Origin of the sequence: Streptomyces sp. NBC_00572 (genome assembly GCF_026341815.1) — a bacterium.
In the GTDB taxonomy this organism is placed as follows: Bacteria; Actinomycetota; Actinomycetes; order Streptomycetales; family Streptomycetaceae; genus Streptomyces.
On the sequence record NZ_JAPENX010000002.1, the window covers coordinates 31,981 to 49,406 of the forward strand.

General features: G+C 69.6%; 11 protein-coding genes and 2 pseudogenes. 6 read left to right on the forward strand and 7 right to left on the reverse strand.

From position 1 onward, the window contains the following. Positions 1–155: 155 nt before the first annotated feature. The 4 genes and pseudogenes from OG514_RS32495 (at position 156) to OG514_RS32510 (ending at position 7,046) form a co-directional block, all read left to right on the forward strand. Positions 156–662, forward strand: coding sequence for an SUKH-4 family immunity protein (locus OG514_RS32495; RefSeq protein ID WP_266901059.1), 507 nt, complete (start codon positions 156–158; stop codon positions 660–662). Between the two features lie 320 nt (positions 663–982). Continuing rightward, positions 983–3,052: a SpoIIE family protein phosphatase gene (locus OG514_RS32500; protein ID WP_266901060.1), complete on the forward strand. Its 2,070-nt coding sequence runs from the start codon at positions 983–985 to the stop codon at positions 3,050–3,052. 715 nt (positions 3,053–3,767) lie between these two features. Next, positions 3,768–4,577, forward strand: a pseudogene (locus OG514_RS32505) (RNA repair domain-containing protein); the annotation flags it as partial. A gap of 462 nt (positions 4,578–5,039) precedes the next feature. After that, positions 5,040–7,046, forward strand: coding sequence for a hypothetical protein (locus OG514_RS32510; protein ID WP_266901061.1), 2,007 nt, complete (start codon positions 5,040–5,042; stop codon positions 7,044–7,046). A 580-nt stretch (positions 7,047–7,626) separates the two neighbouring features. Here OG514_RS32510 and OG514_RS32515 read toward each other — a convergent pair. Continuing rightward, a complete protein-coding gene (locus OG514_RS32515; protein WP_266901062.1) occupies positions 7,627–8,679 on the reverse strand; it encodes a serine hydrolase in 1,053 nt (350 codons plus the stop codon). Positions 8,680–9,310: 631 nt separating this feature from the next. On the opposite strand from OG514_RS32515, the gene OG514_RS32520 reads away from it, so the two are divergent. Beyond that, a complete protein-coding gene (locus OG514_RS32520) occupies positions 9,311–9,907 on the forward strand; it encodes a hypothetical protein (protein WP_266901063.1) in 597 nt (198 codons plus the stop codon). A gap of 68 nt (positions 9,908–9,975) precedes the next feature. Here the strand turns inward: OG514_RS32520 and OG514_RS32525 are convergent, their stop codons facing one another. The 5 genes and pseudogenes from OG514_RS32525 to OG514_RS32545 form a co-directional block, all read right to left on the reverse strand. Next, on the reverse strand, positions 9,976–10,890 hold the full coding sequence (locus OG514_RS32525; protein ID WP_266902243.1) for a transposase: 915 nt from the start codon (positions 10,888–10,890) through the stop codon (positions 9,976–9,978). A gap of 291 nt (positions 10,891–11,181) precedes the next feature. Further along, positions 11,182–12,018 (reverse strand): IS5 family transposase, encoded by an 837-nt coding sequence (locus OG514_RS32530; protein ID WP_266902245.1) that lies wholly within the window; start codon positions 12,016–12,018, stop codon positions 11,182–11,184. A 29-nt stretch (positions 12,019–12,047) separates the two neighbouring features. Next, on the reverse strand, positions 12,048–12,551 hold the full coding sequence (locus OG514_RS32535; RefSeq protein WP_266901064.1) for an N-acetyltransferase: 504 nt from the start codon (positions 12,549–12,551) through the stop codon (positions 12,048–12,050). Between the two features lie 257 nt (positions 12,552–12,808). Further along, positions 12,809–13,605: pseudogene (locus tag OG514_RS32540) on the reverse strand (IS5 family transposase); the annotation flags it as partial. Between the two features lie 537 nt (positions 13,606–14,142). After that, entirely contained in the window at positions 14,143–14,835 is a 693-nt protein-coding gene (locus OG514_RS32545) for a TetR/AcrR family transcriptional regulator (protein WP_266901065.1), read from the reverse strand. A 105-nt stretch (positions 14,836–14,940) separates the two neighbouring features. Here OG514_RS32545 and OG514_RS32550 point away from each other — a divergent pair, with 105 nt between their 5' ends. After that, the gene (locus tag OG514_RS32550; RefSeq protein WP_266901066.1) at positions 14,941–16,134 is read left to right on the forward strand and encodes an NAD(P)/FAD-dependent oxidoreductase; all 1,194 of its coding nucleotides are present in this window, start codon (positions 14,941–14,943) and stop codon (positions 16,132–16,134) included. 110 nt (positions 16,135–16,244) lie between these two features. Here OG514_RS32550 and OG514_RS32555 read toward each other — a convergent pair whose 3' ends face one another. Continuing rightward, entirely contained in the window at positions 16,245–17,390 is a 1,146-nt protein-coding gene (locus tag OG514_RS32555) for an epoxide hydrolase family protein (protein ID WP_266901067.1), read from the reverse strand. Positions 17,391–17,426 lie beyond the last annotated feature (36 nt).

Consider the following 17,426-nt stretch of genomic DNA (forward strand, 5'->3'; position numbering starts at 1 on the left):
TTCTGGCTCAGGTTCCGTGCAGCAGTGACTCAGCGTTGCGCCTCGGGAGGTACTGAACTTGATTGAGTGATGTCGGGGCTGGCCCCCTGGCAGGAGTTGCGCGTCTCGTGAGCCTGTGGGTGTTGCCGAGCAGTCCGTCGGGAGAGGATTGTCCCGTGAACCAGCCCCTGCCGCAGTTGCCGAAACCCGAGTTCGTCTGGATTCCTGTTGAGGCCCCGCCCGAGGTACCCACCCAGGTTGCGCTCGATCTCGGGAAGACTGGCATCCCAGGCGGACTGATCGGATACGAGTACCGACCACTGAGCGAGCCGGTGTACCTCGCGAAGCTCGGTAAGCGGGGGCTGGTAGGTATCGCGATGAGCGGCCTGTCCGGACGTATCGCCATTGACGTGGCCAGCGGTCACGTGGTGGAGACTCCCTCGATCGAGTCAGCGGCGGTCAGTCACGTGAACAGGGACCTCGCCTCGTTCAACCGAAGCGTTGCGGCCGTGATCGCACGCTTCCCGTTCTACGCCGAGGGCGACGAAGAGACATACAAGGTGGCGGAAGAGTTGCGCGATCTCCTCTCCGGCATCGACGAGACCGCTCTCGTGCCCGATGGGTTCTGGGAGACCTTCTGCGACGACGTGGAGATGGGGGACTACGCGGGCTGGGATGCATGATCCGGGACCGGTCCCGGATGCGGTCAGCCATCCAGACTCAGGTCGGTGGCAGCGATGCAGCCGTCGAGGGCAGGGCGGTACTGGATCTGCTTGAGGCTGCGCTTCACGGCCCTGGCCATCTGGTCGACGCGCGGCGAGTCTGTCCCGGGAAGCGCGCGTGGCCGGCCGGGGAGAGCATGGGGGTGTGGACGCGGGGCTGGAAAGGAGTCGTCGCCGACGGGTGTCCGAGCCCTTATCGCGGGCGCCGGTTCCACCGGCTCGGTTCGCCTCTAGTGCCTGCTGAGGCACGGTCCTGACACCGCCGCGCAAGGAGGAGGCGGATGAGCGAGCCTGTGGAGGAGCTGGTCAGCGGTGCCGCGCGGGATGCCGGGGGGTGGATGGGCGCGCTGGCGGTGGCGCAGGTGGCCACCAGCGCGGACGGCATCATCGTGCGGTGGAACCGCGCAGCCCAGGAGCTGCTGGGCTACACCCCGCACCATGTGGTGGGCCGGCACATCGCGGACCTTCTGCACCCCGGCGCGGACCGGAGTCTGGGACGGTCACTGTGGGAGGCCGCGGCCTCCGGCCGGGGCGTGATGGGCACGGTCACCGCCTGGCACGCCAAGGGGCATCCGATCGAGCTGGAGATCTGGGCGAGCCCGCTGCCCGACCGCCATGAGGACACGGCCGCGGTCATGGTGTTCGCCGCTGACGCCCACGCCGCACGCCGTATCCGTGGCTCGTCGGCCGTGTGGGACGGATTGTTCGCCCGCTCGCCGGTCGGCATCGCGGTTCTGGACACGCAGCTGCGGTTCCTGCGGGTCAATCCGGCTCTGGAGAGGATGAACGGCCTGTCGGAGTCCGCCCACGTCGGCCGGCGCCTGTCCCAGCTGCTGCCGGAGGTCAACGCCCGCGACATGGAAGAGGCGATGCGCACCGTCCTGGAGAGCGGGCAGCCGGTGCTCGATCGCCGCCGGTCCGGGCGCACTCCGGCGGCCCCCGATCGCGACCGGGTGTGGTCGTGCTCCTATGTCCGCGTCGAGGACCCCGGCGGCCGGGCGCTCGGGGTCATCGCCACCCTGCTCGACATCACCGACGAGCAGCGCGCCCAGACCGAGGCCGAGGCCGGGCGGCACCGTCTCGCCCTGCTCAGCGAGGCATCGATTCGCATCGGTTCCAGTCTGGAGCTGGAGGGCACCGCCCAGGACCTGGCCGACCTCGCCGTCCCCCGCCTTGCCGATGCCGTCACCGTCGATGTTCTCGACTCCCTCGCCCGCGGCGACGAACCCGGTCCGGGTCTCTCTGCCGGCGTGGGCCTGCGCCGCCTGGGCAAAGCCCCGCTGACCGGCTCCCCGGTCATCGCCGCTCTGGCTCCCCTCGGCCGCACCCTCGTCTTCCCGGCCGGAGCCCCCTACACCCAGGTCCTCGCTGGGCGCGAGCCGTTCTTGCTGGCCCACCTCGACGCGAAAGCGATCGCGCCCGCGGCACGCCACACCTCCCGGCCGGCGAAGCTGCTGGAACTGGGCGTGCACTCGTTCATGATGATCCCGCTCGTCGCCCGCGACCTGGTACTGGGCATGGCCACCTTCTACCGCACCCGGCCCCTGGGCCCATTCGACAGCGACGACGCCGCGCTCGCCGCCCAGCTCGCCGCCCGCGCCGCGATCAGCATCGACAACGCCCGCCTCTACCACCGCGAACACGACACCGCCGTCACCCTGCAGCGCAGCATGCTGCCCCAGCACATCACCCCTCCCCCGGGCATCGAGGTCGCCCACCGCTACCTGCCCGCCAGCGACGCCAACGAGGTCGGCGGCGACTGGTACGACGTCCTGCACCTGCCCGGCGGCAAGGCCGCCCTGCTGATCGGCGACGTCATGGGGCACGGCATCGCCGCCGCGGCAGTCATGGGCCGGCTGTCCGCCAGCGTGCGCGCACTGGCCCGCCTCGACCTCGACCCGCAGGACATCCTGGCCCAGCTGGAAGCAGCACTGGAGGACATGACCGAGCCGATGCTCACCACCCTGCTGTACGCCGTCGTCGACCCGGCCACCGGCCACTGCCGCCTCACCCGCGCCGGGCACCCCCCGCCCGCGCTCATCAACCCGGACGGCGAAGTCCAGCTCCTCCATGTACCGCCGGGCACGCCGCTCGGCGTCGGCGGCACCCACTACACCACCACCGACCACACCCTCCAGCCCGGCAGCATCCTCGTGCTGTACACCGACGGGCTCATCGAATCGCGCACCAGCGACATCGACGAACGCCTTGCCGAACTCACCGACGCCCTGGCCGAGCCCTGTCCGTCCCTGGACGCCATGTGCGACAGTCTCCTGGCCCGCCTTGTGCCCGCCTCCGCCGACGACGACATCGCTCTCCTCATCGCCCGCACTCCGCCCGCCGGGGCATGAACGCCGTCCGCCCGCGTTCGAAGAATCTGACAGGTCAGATGCATCGTCGGACGTCCGGGGCCGCAGTGCCGATCTCGTAAGTTGATCAACGAAGTGCAGGCCGCGACGCAAGGCCATCCGCCCCTACGCCGAACCGAACCGAGCCGCCCGCAAAGCCCCTGGGGGTACCGCGATGACGTCCGCCCGTCGTGTCCTCGTGTCGTCGCGGGGAAGCGGCGAGGATCCTGTGACCCTGAAGCATGGACGCCGCCGCACCCGACTGGGAGCCCACCCAGTTCCCGGGCCTTGAGGTCCGCAATGACGCGACGGGAAGCGTGCCATGCCGATGAGAGGTGACGCGCGGGCCGAGGTCACGCCGAGTGCGGCGCGGATCGCCTTGAACTTCTCAGCGGTTTGGCCGACGGTGAGGGAAGAAACGCCGTCACCGGCCGCGATGGACAAGTTCCGGGGAGCAAGGGTCTGTCGGCACTCAGCCGGCCAGAGAGTTTCCGCAGGTCGGCAGCGTCGGCAACCCGTCAACGTCGGCAAACAGCGGCGCCAGCAGTCCTACTCGCGGGTGACTTGTCCGCTGGTGTCCGAGGCGGGAGTCCGGGGCGAAAGCCGCCGCTGCCTTTCACTGCCCTGCCGTAACCGCAGCGAGGCGGGTGGGCCGGGCGCTGAAATTGCAGGGCCGACCGGGCGCGCGTCACCCTGGTAGTCGAGGGCAGGTGCTGACGTGCACACCAGCGACGAGATCTACCACCGGGTGCTCTGGGACCCGCGCTTCGACCCCGAGCGGTTCGTGATGGGGATCGCCGAGCGCGGGGCCCCGCCGAAGCGGGTCCTGCTCGGCGACTTCGTACCGGGCGGGGAGATCCCCTGGCACCGGGTGGCGTTCTTCGAGGCGGACGGCCAGGTCGTCTGGGACCGCGCCTCCGGCGTCGACCGGCTCGACGAGACTCTCGTCGGGCAGGTCGGTCCCGTGCCGGACCCGGCACCCGGCGACGTCCTCGCCGTACCGTCGACGAACCGCACCGCCGTCGCCTGGCTGCCGCCGGCGGAGTTGTGGCCGCCGATCCAGCACATTCGCCGCGAACACGACCGGCAGATCCGCCGCTGGCCGCCGCACGTCAACGTGCTCTTCGGTTTCGTCCCCGAGGCCGAGTTCGCCCGGGCCCTGCCGCTGGTCGCCGCGGCGCTCGCCGAGACGCCGCCGTTCACCGCCCGCCTGGCGGGCGTCCACTGGTTCGGACACCGCGAGGACGCCACCGTCTGGCTCGACCCGGCCGCCGCCGGCGACGAGCCCTGGGCGCGGCTGCGGGAGTCCCTGGAGCTCCGCTTCCCGCTCTGCGGATGGCACGCGCACGGCTTCACCCCGCACCTGTCCCTCGGCCGTACCCCGGACCCGCACCTCCTCGCCCGCAAGGTGCAAGCCCTCCTTGGCCCCATGACGGCCCGGGTCGACGAGCTGGTCCTGCTCTCCCGGCGAGGCGACGAGCCGATGCGGGTCCGGGCCCGCGTCCTGCTCGGCAGCGGCGGCGTACGCCACCCGGAGAAACCGGCCCTTCCGGGCAACCATCCGTCGTCATCGCCCGTCTAGTCAGGTGCGGCACGATCTGACGCCGACGTTCCTCAGGCCCCGGTTCGGAGGGGGACGAGCCCACCCTGGCGAAGGCACCGTCAACCAGCGGTTGAGGTACGCCCCAGGGCAGTCCGGGTGACCGCGACGCGCCCCATCCGTCCGCGCTGCGGATGCGGATGCGGATGCGGATGCGGATGCGGATGCGGATTGCAGAGGTCGTCCACTGTTTCCTGGCGGTCCTGCCGTCCCGGTGCCCGTGGACAACCGCGGCCGGGTCGGCGAGCTCGGTCAGGGCGTGAACGGCGGCGTCCTTGCCATGTCTTTGACCGCGCTCTTGCCCGACCTCCACGCCATGCCCTCGCTCGCTCGTCGACATCGAGTTCTGGGGCTGGCGCCTGCCGACCTCGGTTCGGCAAGATTTCCGGCATGGGGATGCGGCGAGCGATCCAGCGACGCCTGCTGTGGTCCGGGGCAGGCGCGGTCGGGGTGTGGCTCCTGGCGTTGGGGTTCATGGGCGGTTGGGACGTCGCAGATCCCGTCGCCAGTGTCGTGGGAGCCCTCGCAGGCGTGGCGGGCCTGTCCTACGCCCTGGTTGCTCCGCTGGACACGGAGCAGTTGGCCGACCGGCTGGCGGGCGAAGTCGTGCGGCAGGAGCAGGGCGAGTATGTGCGGTGGCTGGACGGGAGTACCGGTGGACGTATCGACCTCGCCTACACCGTGCTTGTCCACGGCCAGGTCGAAGGGGCGCCGATCGATGGGCGACTGAGTGAGCTGACTGCACTGCACGATCGCCTCTCACCGTCGCGCATGGTCATCACCAGCGCCGACATCACGGACGATGCCGGGACAGGAAAGTCCCTGGCAGCCCTGTCGATGGTGCTCGACCTCGCACGGGACAGGCAGCCCGGACAGGCCGTCGCCCTGCGCATGGCAGCCACGTCGTGGACCGGCCAGGACCTGGAGGACTGGCTTGTCCGGCACCTGGTGACGGCCTTCGGCGTGGGCAGCGGGCCGGCGCGACGGTTGGTGGAGGCACGCCTCGTGCTTCCCGTCGTCGACGGCCTCGACGAACTGGACCCGCCGGGTACCGCCCCATACTCCAGCCGGGCCGCCTCACTGGTGCGCCTGTTGAACAACTGGCAGCACGGCACGCAACCGGCCGCCGTGGTCCTCACCTGTCGACGCGGCGTCTACGACGGCCTTGTCAGCGCGGAGGCGCACCTGCGGGCCGCCGTCGTGGTGCGGCTGGCGCCGGTCGACGCAGAGCAGAGCCGAGCATTCCTCCGCAGGAGCGTGGCCGACACCGAGGCGGGACTGAGCCGCTGGCAGCCGGTGCTCGATGCGCTGGCCGCCGCCCCGCAGGGGTCCGTAGCTGCGCGGACGCCGGCCGTTGCCCGGCTGCGTCAGGCATTGGCGACGCCCTGGCGCCTGTCGCTCGCAGTGGCGGTCTACCAGGAACGGACCGCTGAGGGCCACTATCGCCGCAATCCCGCAGAACTTCTTCCGCTCGCCGAGTCCGGCACGCTTCACCAGCACCTCCTCGACCTCTACATTCCGGCGGTGCTGGCCGCGCGGGGAGATGAGACCGTGGACCCCAACGGTCCGGCCCGACGCTGGCTGGCCGTACTGGCCTCCTACCTCGACGGCAACCGCCACGGGCGACGGGCGGAAGACCGCACGCTCTCCGCCACGGACCTCGTGCTGCCCGAGCTGTGGCCCATGGTCGGGGCGCAGCGCACCAAGCGTGCCATTCGGTGGGCCTGCCTCGTCTGGGCGGCAGCGATCGAGCTCGCGGTGGTGGTCCGAGCGGCCCTGACGTCCTGGGATCAACTCGGCTTCTCCTTTCTACCGTTGTTCGCACTGCTGTTCGCGTTTGGGCCGGACCTGTGGGAGGGCGATGACCGTATGGTTCTGCGGCCGCACCGCTTCGCGCTGGGATGCGCCTTGGGTTCCGTCCCTCTCGTGCTCGTCGGGTTGTTCGTTCCCTCGACGGGTTCGCCGGCCGGCTGGGTGGCGGCTGCGGCAGCCTTCGGGCTGATGGCCGGTGGTGCCATGGGCGTTGCTGTCGCGCCCGACGAACGACGAGACGGGCCCCGCGCCCTTGTGCGCAGCGACGCGGTTTCCTGGGTCCTGTTCCTGGGAGACCTCGTGGCGATCTTCGCTCTGCTGGGCTATGGGATAGCCGGTTGGCAGGGCCTCGTTTTGGCGCTTCTGCCTCTCGCGCTCTTCGGTGCGCTCAGCTTCCACACGTTGTCGTTCCGGTACGTGGTCTTTCTCGTGCTGGCCCGGGGGATGCTGCCGTGGCGGCTCGGCCGCTTCCTGCACGCGTGCCACCAGGCCGGGATACTGCGGACGGCCGGTGCCGCCTACCAGTTCCGGCACCACGAACTCCAGGACCACCTAGCCGGCCAGCGGGATCGCGCGGACATGTGAGGCACTGGACGCTGTGCGCTCCTCGGTACGCCTCCGCGGTGCACCTCAGCGTTGGGCAGCCGATCGGGCAGTGGCTGTCGAACCTGCGCCGCCCGGGTGCTGTCGTCGACAAGCCGGAGTGGGAAGCTGCGCTGCGGGAGCTCGACGAGGACTTGAACCCGTCGTGGCCGGGCGGGCGGCAGCGGCATTTTGCTGTGGTGCGGGAGATGCTCGTGGAGGAGACCGTCCTTGCCCACGTCGAGCCGGGCGTCACCGTGCATGGGGTGGACATCGGGGCGTGGCTCGTGCAGCAGCGTCAGCCAGCCCTGTGGGCCGGGCTGATGGACGGGTGTCGGCGTACACATCAACCGTGCTCAGCCGCCCGCGGACGTACAGGGTCTGTCGCTGATCTTGTGACGCGGCGAGGCCGAACGTCTCGCGAGACACGGATCCCGGTCATACCAGGGACGAGGCGTCGGCTTCGACCGCGCCGACGGGTACACGGACCTGGCCAGGTCTTCCTCGCTGACCCTGCCGGGATGCTGCTGGATCGCGCGGGCGGCCATCCCCGCCCCGAGCTCGGGTCAGCCGCCGGATCACCTCAGCCGCCTGACCCGCCGCCGGTCGTAGCCCCGGTGATGGCCTGTGTCTCCCGCCCGATCATGTCCTGCAGCGGCACGCCGTCGATGTTGCTGAGGATGACGCCGACCCAGCCGGTGTACGGGTAGATGTCCCAGTTGGCGGCGACACCCGGGTTGCCTCCGGCGCGCTGGTACTTCCACTGCCCGTTGACGATGGAGACCGGAATCCCGTACGTGCCGAACGACGCCGGTCCGTGGGGGATCTTGGCTCCGGTGAGCACGTCGGCCCAGGGCCGGTCCAGAAGTGTGCCGTCGCCCAGCGCGCGTGCGAACCGGACCAGATCCGGCGCGGTGGCGAAGCCACCGTCCCCGGGGGCATCGATGAAGGCGCGGCCCGGGTTCCTGCCGAATACGTTCGGGTTCGGACTGCTCTTGTCCAGGTTGCGGACGGCGTCCACCTGGCTGCCGTCGGCCAGCGTCATGCACGGGTGCGCGATGTGCTTGTCGGTGAGCCACTGCGGCCTGGTGTAGAACGCCGAGCCGGTCATGCCGCAGCGCTTGAAGATGTGTTCCTCGACGTAGTCCCAGTACGTCGTGCCGGCCACGGCCTCCACGATCAGCGCGGAAATGGTGACCTCCACCTCCGCGTGAGAGGTGTCGGGGGTGCCCGGGACGCCCACCAGTTTCGCCTGCCGGGCCCGCTGCTCATAGTACTTGTGCACCTCATCCCGGCTCTGGAAGACGCGTTGCACGTCCTCATCCGGGCTGTCCAGCCCGGAGGTGCCGGAAAGCAGGTGATGGATGGTCACCTTCTCGGCGACGTCCTTGGCGAAGCCCTTCAGATGGGTACCCACCGTGTCCGACAACTTCACCTTGCCCTGCTGCGCCAACTGCAAGATGGCCACCGCGCCGAACGGCTTGCCCGCCGAACTGAGGCTGAACGCGACGCCCTCGTGATTGCGGATCCCCTTCTCCTTGTCGGCCATGCCGTAGCTGCGCGACAGCACCGTCCGGCCCTGGTGCGACAACAGCACCACGCCGGAGAACTTGCCCTCGGCGGCCAGCTTCGCCACGTACCGGTCGTATGCTCCGCCAGGCCGGGTGTCCGGTGGGATGCCGGGGTCGGCTGGGGCCGGACGGTGCTGTCCCGCAGCTACGGCATGGCCGCGTCGGGCGCCCACCAGCGGCACGCCGGCGGCCACCACGCCGGCGGCCGCCAACCCGCCCCACCCGAGGAGCCGCCGCCGGTCAATACCACGTACGGAATCCGAGTCCATGATCACGGTCCATTCTCGATCGCCAGCCCGACCGTTGCAGGTCTGCCGCTGTCCATGCCTCCACTGAAGACGGAAGACTGTTGCGGTGGCGTATGCGATTTTCGATACGCCCGCGAGACTTCGAAGCCCCGGCATCAAGGAACTGTCGCAAACTGGCAGTGAGAGGGCCCTGTCGCTGATGATCGCGACAGCCCGGCTACTGCAGGTGCTGGACGACTCGTCCTAAAACATCGCGCTGCCGAGCATCCAGGACGAGCTCGTCATCACGCCCGCACGTCTGCTGCCCTGGACCATGAACGCCTGGGAACCGCGGCGGCGGCACGCGCATCCACCCCGGTGCGCCGGTCGGCCGGGAGCGACAGTCGGCCAGCACCGGTGGTGTCAGTGACAGCTCGTAGGGTGCGCTGGGATTCGACGAGGAGGTTCCATGGGCTTTTCCGGTCATCTGGTCTTTGCGCGCAGCGAGCGCCCACTGCTGGAAGCACCCCTGTTCGGCAGCACCGGTCCAGAGCTGAGGGACGACGTGCACGAGTGGCAGCCGCGGCCGGGTGGCTGGCAGACCCTGCAGTTGGAACAAGGCATCTGGGAGGACGAGCACCTGTCCACCTTGGTCGATTGGACCGGAGTGCCGGCCTGTGTCGCCGATGTCTCCGACAGCAGCGTCGCCCTCGTGACCGGCCTGGACACCATCGGGCACCGCTGGCAGGCATGGCTCAACCTGGACAACGCCGCTGCTCTCCTCGTCGAGGAACCCGAGGACATGGACGACGTGAGCCTGTGGATGGCCACCCCGGAGTTCGAAGAGGTCATCGGACGTAAGCGCGCAGAACTCGATGCGGAGGTACCGGCCGACGCCGAAGGCGCTCTCATATGGGCGTCAGCAGCTGGTGTCCAAGCCGCGGCGCAGCAGCCGCGGATCGAGGAACTGCTGCGCGCACAGGAGACCTTCGTCGAGGAGCTGTTCGACGCGCTGCTGGACGAGCTGGGCTTCTCTGAAGCTGTCCACTCCGCACCGCAGCCATAATAAACGACGTCTTACGAGTTGGTGCGTGATAGCGGGTGAGGTGTGTTCGGCCTGGCCGCGGCCGGTTTTCAGACGTTGGCGGTGCGGTCGGAGACGAGGCCGGCGATGGCGCGGTAGGTGTCGGGCAGGACATCTCGCCGGTGTGTCCAGCGGGTCAGTTGCTTCCAGCGTTTGTGATCGGCAAGGGCGTGTTCGACGGTGATGCGGTCGGACGAGTGCCCGTGTCGGTCCCGTTCCCACTGCTCGACTCTGCCGGGCAATGCTCCCGGCCGTGGTTTTCTGGGCGGTGTGATCGCTTGGCCACGGTGGTCGCGGCTCAGGCCGAGATAGCCGTCGTCCAGGAGGACTTCGACGTCGGGGAAGTGCCGGAAGCAGACGGCGATGCCTTCGTTGCGGGCGGCCGTGGCGTCGTGCATACGCCCAGGTCGCAGGGCATCGGTCCATAACGTGCGGCCTCGCCAGTCGGCGATCACGGTGGCCTTCATCGTGTTCTGCTTCTTCTTGCCCGAGACGAAGGCCCGGCGTCCGCCGCGGCTGGCCGGCGGCCGGCGGACCTGGATCTCGGTGGCGTCCAAACGCAGCTCGACGCCTTCGGCCTGGGCATAGGCAAACACATCCGTCAGCGTCCGAAGCCGCAGGCCGGGACGGTCGGGAACCGCGCACCCCCGCTCCGCCAGGAGCGTGCGCACCTCTCCGATCGCCCGGGTGACGGTGGAACGGTCGACACCGAACAGCAGACCCAGCACCGAGTGCGGCAGGTCGTGCCGCCGATGGATCAGCGTGGCCACCAGCCTGTCGACGAACACCAGCTGATGGCTGGCGCCGGCACCCGCGGCACGCTTCCTGGCTCCGCCCCGCGTCGCATGGCGACGACCTTCGACCCCGGCCTGCCACGGCTCGGCCAACTCTTCGACCAGACACGCAAGATGAGACCGAGAGAGCCCCGTGAACAGCCGATGCGCCAACACCGCCCGGTTGACCATGATCGCCACAGCGGGATCATGCCATCCACCTGGCACGACACCTCACCCGCTATCACGCACCAACTCGTAAGTCCAAAGTCTTCGGGTGCATGAAGCGAGGGTCTCGTTGATCCGTTTGTGACGACAGATCTCGAAACCCTCGCGACAGCACTGTACGTGAGGTTGATGACTCTCTGACAGGAACGCGGCGTTGGGGCCGTCCGCCGAGGCTGACCGATGCCGAGGGGCTGCGGTCGAAAGCCCGGCGCCTGGCGGAGCGCGGGTGGCTCCTCCTGGAGGCGTCGGGGGCGTTCAGTGCCGGTCGGCGGCCCGAGGCCGTGCCAGACGTCGGCTCATTCGCGTGACCATCGACCACTGGATCACCGCTTCACTGGTGGCGGGCAGGGTCTTGTAGTCCCGGGCCAGGCGGCGGGAGTTCATCAGCCACGCGAACGTGCGCTCTGCCACCCACCGCCTCGGCAGCACCACGAACCCTGCCAAGTAGTCGGGGCGCTTGACGGTCTCCAGGGTCAGAGCGAACTTGTCCCGACACCAGCCGACAAGGCCGCCGGTGTAGCCGCCGTCTGCCCACACGAGGGTGATGTCGCGGTGCAGACGGCGCAGTCGCATCAGCAGGCCCGCCGCGGCGTCCCGGTCGCCGATGTTCGCCGCCGTGAGCGCGACGACCAGGAGCAGGCCGAGGGTGTCGGTCACGATGTGCCGCTTGCGGCCCGGCACCTTCTTCCCGCCGTCGTAGCCGCGTGAGGCGGCCGGCACCGAGGCCGCGGCCTTCACTGACTGCGCGGCGATGATCCCCGCCGGGGGCTCGGCCTCGCGGCCCTCGCGCTTACGGACCGTCCCGCGCAGCCGGTCGTGGAACTCGGCGATCAGCCCGTGCTCGCGCCAGCGGCGGAGCAAGGTGTAGACCCGGCCCCAATCCGGGAAGTCCGCGGGCATCGCCCGCCACGAGATCCCGCCCGCGACCAGGTAGCGGATCGCGTCCAGCACTTGCCGATGACAGTAGCCCCCGGACCGTCCACCCCGCCCCTGGAACCAGGCAGGCACCGGCAGCAACGGCCGGACGGCCACCCACTCCGCGTCGCGGAAACCGCCGCAGTCACCCGATCGGGACTCCCGTTCGACCGACAGCCTTCGAGATCGGTACGGGCAACAACCACTTACATGTCGGGATGCTGCGGCAGGGCGAGCCAGTCCGACCAGGAGATCTCACGGCCGAGGAAGCGCGGCCGCTCGAACGGCCAGTCGGCGGCAATCCACTGCGGCACCAGCGCGTCGAGGGCCTGCTCGACCTTGCTGCCCACCAGCTCGTCCACCACCCACCAGGAGATCTCGCCGTCCGCGCCGGCCCTCTCCGGCGGGTCGATGTAGACACAGCCGAGCAGAACTGTCTCCGCCGCGTCGAACAGCGCGTAGTTGAAGGACTGGTGCGCGGCGATCTCCTTCTCGTGCCGCAAAAGGTCGGCCTGGTCGGCCTCGTAGGTCATGGTGGCCGCGGGCCAGCCCCAGGCCGGGCCGAAAATGGTCCACAGCCGCTCGCGCGAACCCATCACAGCCGGATAGTCGAGCGGGGTGTCCACCTCCCGGATCGGCCGCAGGTGATGACCACCGCCCGGCAGCGATACCAGGACGGGGTGGACGAAGTCATCGGGAAGCCAGCTCATGGCGCCCGACCGTAGCAGCGCGCGGCCGTCGGTTCCCCTGGATTTTCCCCGCATACCGCCAGGCCCCGCTCTCATGCCGGGAAGGGCCCGCGATCACCCGATCGAGACTCCCGTTCGATCGACAGACTCCATGATCGGTATGGCAACGGCTTCTTGAACCAGCGAAACGCGCTGGAGACGCGTAGGGAGCAGATCGGCGACACCAGGCCCGTGTGAACGTTTCCGCACTCCGGCTGGCCGGCCAGCCGCGGCGGAGAGATGAGGGTGCTGGCGAGGGTGACGGCGGCGAGGTGGCGGTCAGGGCGTTTGTCGTAGCGGGTGGCGATGCCGCGCCATTGCCTGAGGCGGTGGAAGCAGCGTTCGACGACGTTACGGCGCCGGTAGGCGGCTTTGTCGAGCCGGCAGAGGGTCTCGCCGCGGCAGATGCGTCCGTTGATCTGGTCGATCCGCTCGGGGATCGTGGCCTTGATTCCGCGCCGGCGGAGATAGGCCCGGAAAGTGCGGGCCGAGTAACCCTTGTCCCCGACCACGCGGTCGGGCCGGGTCCGGGGTCTTCCCGGACCCGGCCGGGCCACGCGAATGAGGCCGATGACGGCCTCGGCCTGCGTGCGGTCGTTGCGGTTGCCCGCGGTGAGAAGGAGGGCCAGGGGCCGGCCTCTGCCGTCGCAGGCCAGGTGGATCTTGCCGGTCAGCCCGCCGCGGGAGCGTCCGAGCCCACGTTCTTCGAGCCCCCTTCAGCAGCCGTGTGCTGATGCGCTCGCACGATCGTTGAATCGATCGCGACCAGCCGGTCCACCTCCGCCCGGGACTGGGCCGTGGCCAGGAGGCGGTCGAAGGTGCCGTCGGCGGCCCAGCGGGCGAACCGTCCGTGGACGGTCTGCCAGGGGCCGAACCGCTCGGGCAGATCCCTCCAGGGCAGCCCGGTGCGGAACTTGAACACGATGCCCCCAAGGACCTGGCGGTGATCCCGCCACCTGCCACGAGCCCGACCAGGTGGCGGCAACAACGGCTCGATCACCGCCCACGCAGCATCAGAAATCTCCCCATCCCTCACGACCAGACCAACGATCCGATGATCGGAAAGACACTCCCTAGTGCCTTCCGGACTCGCCGACGTCGCGCGTCTGCGGAACGGGCTGCAGGGCTGCGCGCCGACGGGCCCCGTCTCGGGCGGCCTCGGCGGCCGTTGTGTGCTGCCCAGCCCCTGGCGGTAGTTTCGTCAGGTGGTGAGGTTGTCCAGGCAGTTGCGGTAGGTGTCGCGAGCAGCGCGCACGCAGCCGGTCAGCCGCTCTGGACGCTGCTCAGCCGATCGACCTGCTTCTCGATGAGGCCGACCGGCACCAGGCCGCCGCCACGCCCTGTCAGCATCAACTACCAGGCCACTCGGGGCCCACCGCTGACAACCAGATGACGGCTCTTCCCTGGCGCTCCCCCGCAGACCATCACGCCGGTCTGGGTCAGCCCTCCGGTGAGGCGACGGTGGTCGGCTCGATGATTGCTCCGGCGTCGCGGGGGAAGACGGCCGCGCCATTGCCGTACGGGGGGGCTCGCTGGGCGGCCGTACAGGTGGACGTCCTGGTAAGTCCGCCACCTACGGGGCACGGTAGGTGTCCTCGGCGGTGGGGCCGGGGCCAGGGGTCTCACGGGGTGAGCGGCGGGGGCGGCTCGCCCCCGGCGCGGGTCCCGCCAGGCCGTGCAGCAGCAGGGTGGTAAGGGTGTCGACGATCTCCTCGTCGGTCGCCTTCGGGCCGTCCGCTCGTGCCGTGATGACGGCGAACCCGAGCATCGAGACCATCGCCCCCATGGCGGCGGCGACCAGCGCCGGGTCGCCCGGCAGCTGGTGGCCGCGCCCGCGGAGCCACTCCAGGTGCTCGCGGAGGGTCGCCGTCTCTGCGGCCAGACTCGCCCATGCGCGGCCCTCGCCGGGCGGGCCGGCGAAGTTGGTCTGCATCAGGGCCACGACCACCGGCAGGTGTTCGCGCACGACCCGCCAGGTGACGGCGAGATGGTCGCGCAGCTGGTCGGGGTCCGTCAGATCGTGGTCGACCGGGTGGCCGCCTGCGCCGATGTCGGCGTCGGCCTGTGCGTTCAGATTCTCCATCAGGGCCCGGAGCAGGGCGTTCTTGTCCGCGAAGTGGGCGTAGAAGGAGCCGGTGGCGCGCCCTGCCTCGCGGGTGATGTCGGTGATCTTCGTGTCGAGATAGCCGCGCTCGGCGAACAGCCGCCGGGCCGCGTCCTTCAGCGCCGCCTCGGTCTCGGCGGCCTTCTCCTTGCGTACGCCCATCACGTGAGTCCTCTCGTCGGGCTTGACGTGCGTCCTCCCCCTGCCTCATTGTGGACCACAGTTCAGTGAATGCAGATTCACTGAATTTCGATTCAGGGGGTATGCATGAACGTCATCGTGGTCGGCGGAGGAGTGGCGGGTGCGGCAAGTGCCCTTGCGCTACGACGGCTTGGCATGGAGGTCACGTTGTACGAGGCGTACGCCGAGCCGGCGGGCCAGGTCGGCTCGTTCCTGAGCCTGGCGTCCAACGGTCTGCGCGTACTGCGCTCCCTCGGCGTACTGGACCGGGTACAGCGTGCCGGGATCGACGTGCCCGGCCAGCGCATGTGGTCGAGCTCGGGCAAGCTGCTGGGTGACGTGCCGCGAGGTCGGCGGAGAGGCGACACGCTGCACAGCGTGACTCTCATGCGGGGCGACCTGGTCGAAGCGCTGCGCGCGGAGGCGCTGGCGGCCGGAGCTGCCGTCGTCACAGGTGAGCGCCTGGTGGATGCGGTCACCACCGGGACGGGCGTACAGGCAGTCTTCGCGAGCGGTCGTACCGAAGGGGCGTCACTGCTCCTCGGCGCGGACGGCATCTGGTCGGCCACTCGGTCGGTGCTCGACCCGCACGCGCCCACTCCCGAGTACGCGGGCATCTACAGCATCTCGGGCATCGCCGAAGGCATCGAGACCGAACCCGGCTTCTTCAACATGACGTTCGCACGGAACGGCGCCTTCATCCACCTCGCCGCCCCCGGCGGCAAGGTCTGGTGGTCGGCCCAGGTCTCGTGTCCCGCGCAGCCGGAGCTCGGACTCACCGAGAAGGAGTGGCATCGCCGCCTGACCGGGCTCTACCGGCACGAGCAGGTGCCGCACGCGATCCTTGCGGCGACTGTCGAACTGCACCGCCCCACCCTGATGCACAAGCTCGGCGCGGTCCCGGTCCGCCACAACGACCGCATCGCGCTGCTCGGCGACGCCGGACACCCCGTCGGCGCGGGTCAAGGCGCATCGATGGCCCTGGAGGACGCAATGGTCCTGGCCCGGTCACTGGTCGCGGAACCCTCGGTGCCCGCCGCCCTTTCGGCGTACGACGCCGCCCGCTCGGTCCGCATCGCCAAGATGGTCAAGGCGGCCTCGGGCAACCGTGACGCCAAGACGGCCGGCCCGCTCGCGCGGAGGATGCGCGATCTGGTGATGCCGGTGGCAGTCCCCCTCTTCTTCGACAAGGCCACGGCCTGGCTCTACACCCACGACTGCGGCGAACTGCCCACCAGCCGAATGGACGGAGACTCCCAGGCCCGTAGCTCACGGCTCTGAGGGACCGCGGCACCGCGTGTGCCTCGCCCCGGATTCGTTCGGCCCTGGCCGTCCCCGCCCGCCGCTTGGGCGGGGACGGCCAGGGCATTCACGCGTGCCGACCGCGGGTGTCAGGCCCCGAGTCCGGCGAAGAAAGCGCGGACGTCGGTGACGAACTCCTCCGGCTGCTCCAGCGCGAGGAAGTTGCCTCCGCGCTCAAGCTCGCTCCAGTGGGTGATGTGGTGGTCCCGCTCGGCGAAGCGGCGGATGGCGACGTCCGTGCCCAGCGCGACGGCCACGCCGGTCGGGACGGTGCCGCGCGCCTTCGGGGCCCAGGCACTCGCGTCGTGGCCCGCTTCGTAGTAGAGGTTCGCCGAGGAGCCGGCGGTACCGCTGAACCAGTAGACGCTGACGTTCGTCAACAGTCGGTCGCGGCCCACGGCGTCCTCGGGCAGCTCAGCTGCAGGGTCCGTCCACTCCTTGAACTTCTCCACGATCCAGGCGAGTTGGCCGACCGGCGAGTCATGCAGCCCATAGGCGAGGGTCTGCGGGCGGGTGGACTGGATGGCGTTGAAGCCCATCTTGTCCTGCTGGAAGTTCTCCAGCCGGGCCAGCCGCTCCTGCTCGGACCCGGTCAGCCCCTCGAACTCTGCGGGGTCCCCGGAGGGGAAGGTGATCAGGCCGTTCACGTGGACGCCGACGACCTTGTCCGGTGCCTGGCGCCCCATCTCGGTGACGATCCAGGCGCCGCCACCCGTGCCCTGAACGCCGTACGAGTCGTAACCGAGCCGGCCCATGAGCTCCACGAACGCGCCCGCGATGCGGCCGGTGTTCCAGCCGGCCTCACCCAGCGGACCGGAGAAGCCCGTGCCGGGCGTGGACGTCACGATGACATGGAAGTCCTGCGTCAGCGGTCGGATGACATCGACGAACTGCATGAACGAGCAGGGCCAGTCGTGCACCAGAAGCAGCGGGACAGCCGCATCGTTCTGCGAACGGACATGCAGGAAATGGATGTTCTGGCCGTCGATCTCGGTGGTGAACTGGGGGAACTCGTTGAGCTCCGCCTCCACCTTGCGCCAGTCGAAACCGTCGGCCCAGTACGCGGCCAGGGCTTTGAGGTAGTCGGTGGGGACGCCACGGCTCCAGCCGGTCCCGGGAATCTCGCTGCCCCAGCGGCTACGGGCCAGCCTGTGGTGCAGGTCGTCGAGCTCATCCTGCGCAATGTCGATGCGGTACGGGTGGATCCGGGCGTCGATGCTGCTGCTGATCTCCATGCATGCAACAGTATTCTCGATGTAGGCACGTTACAT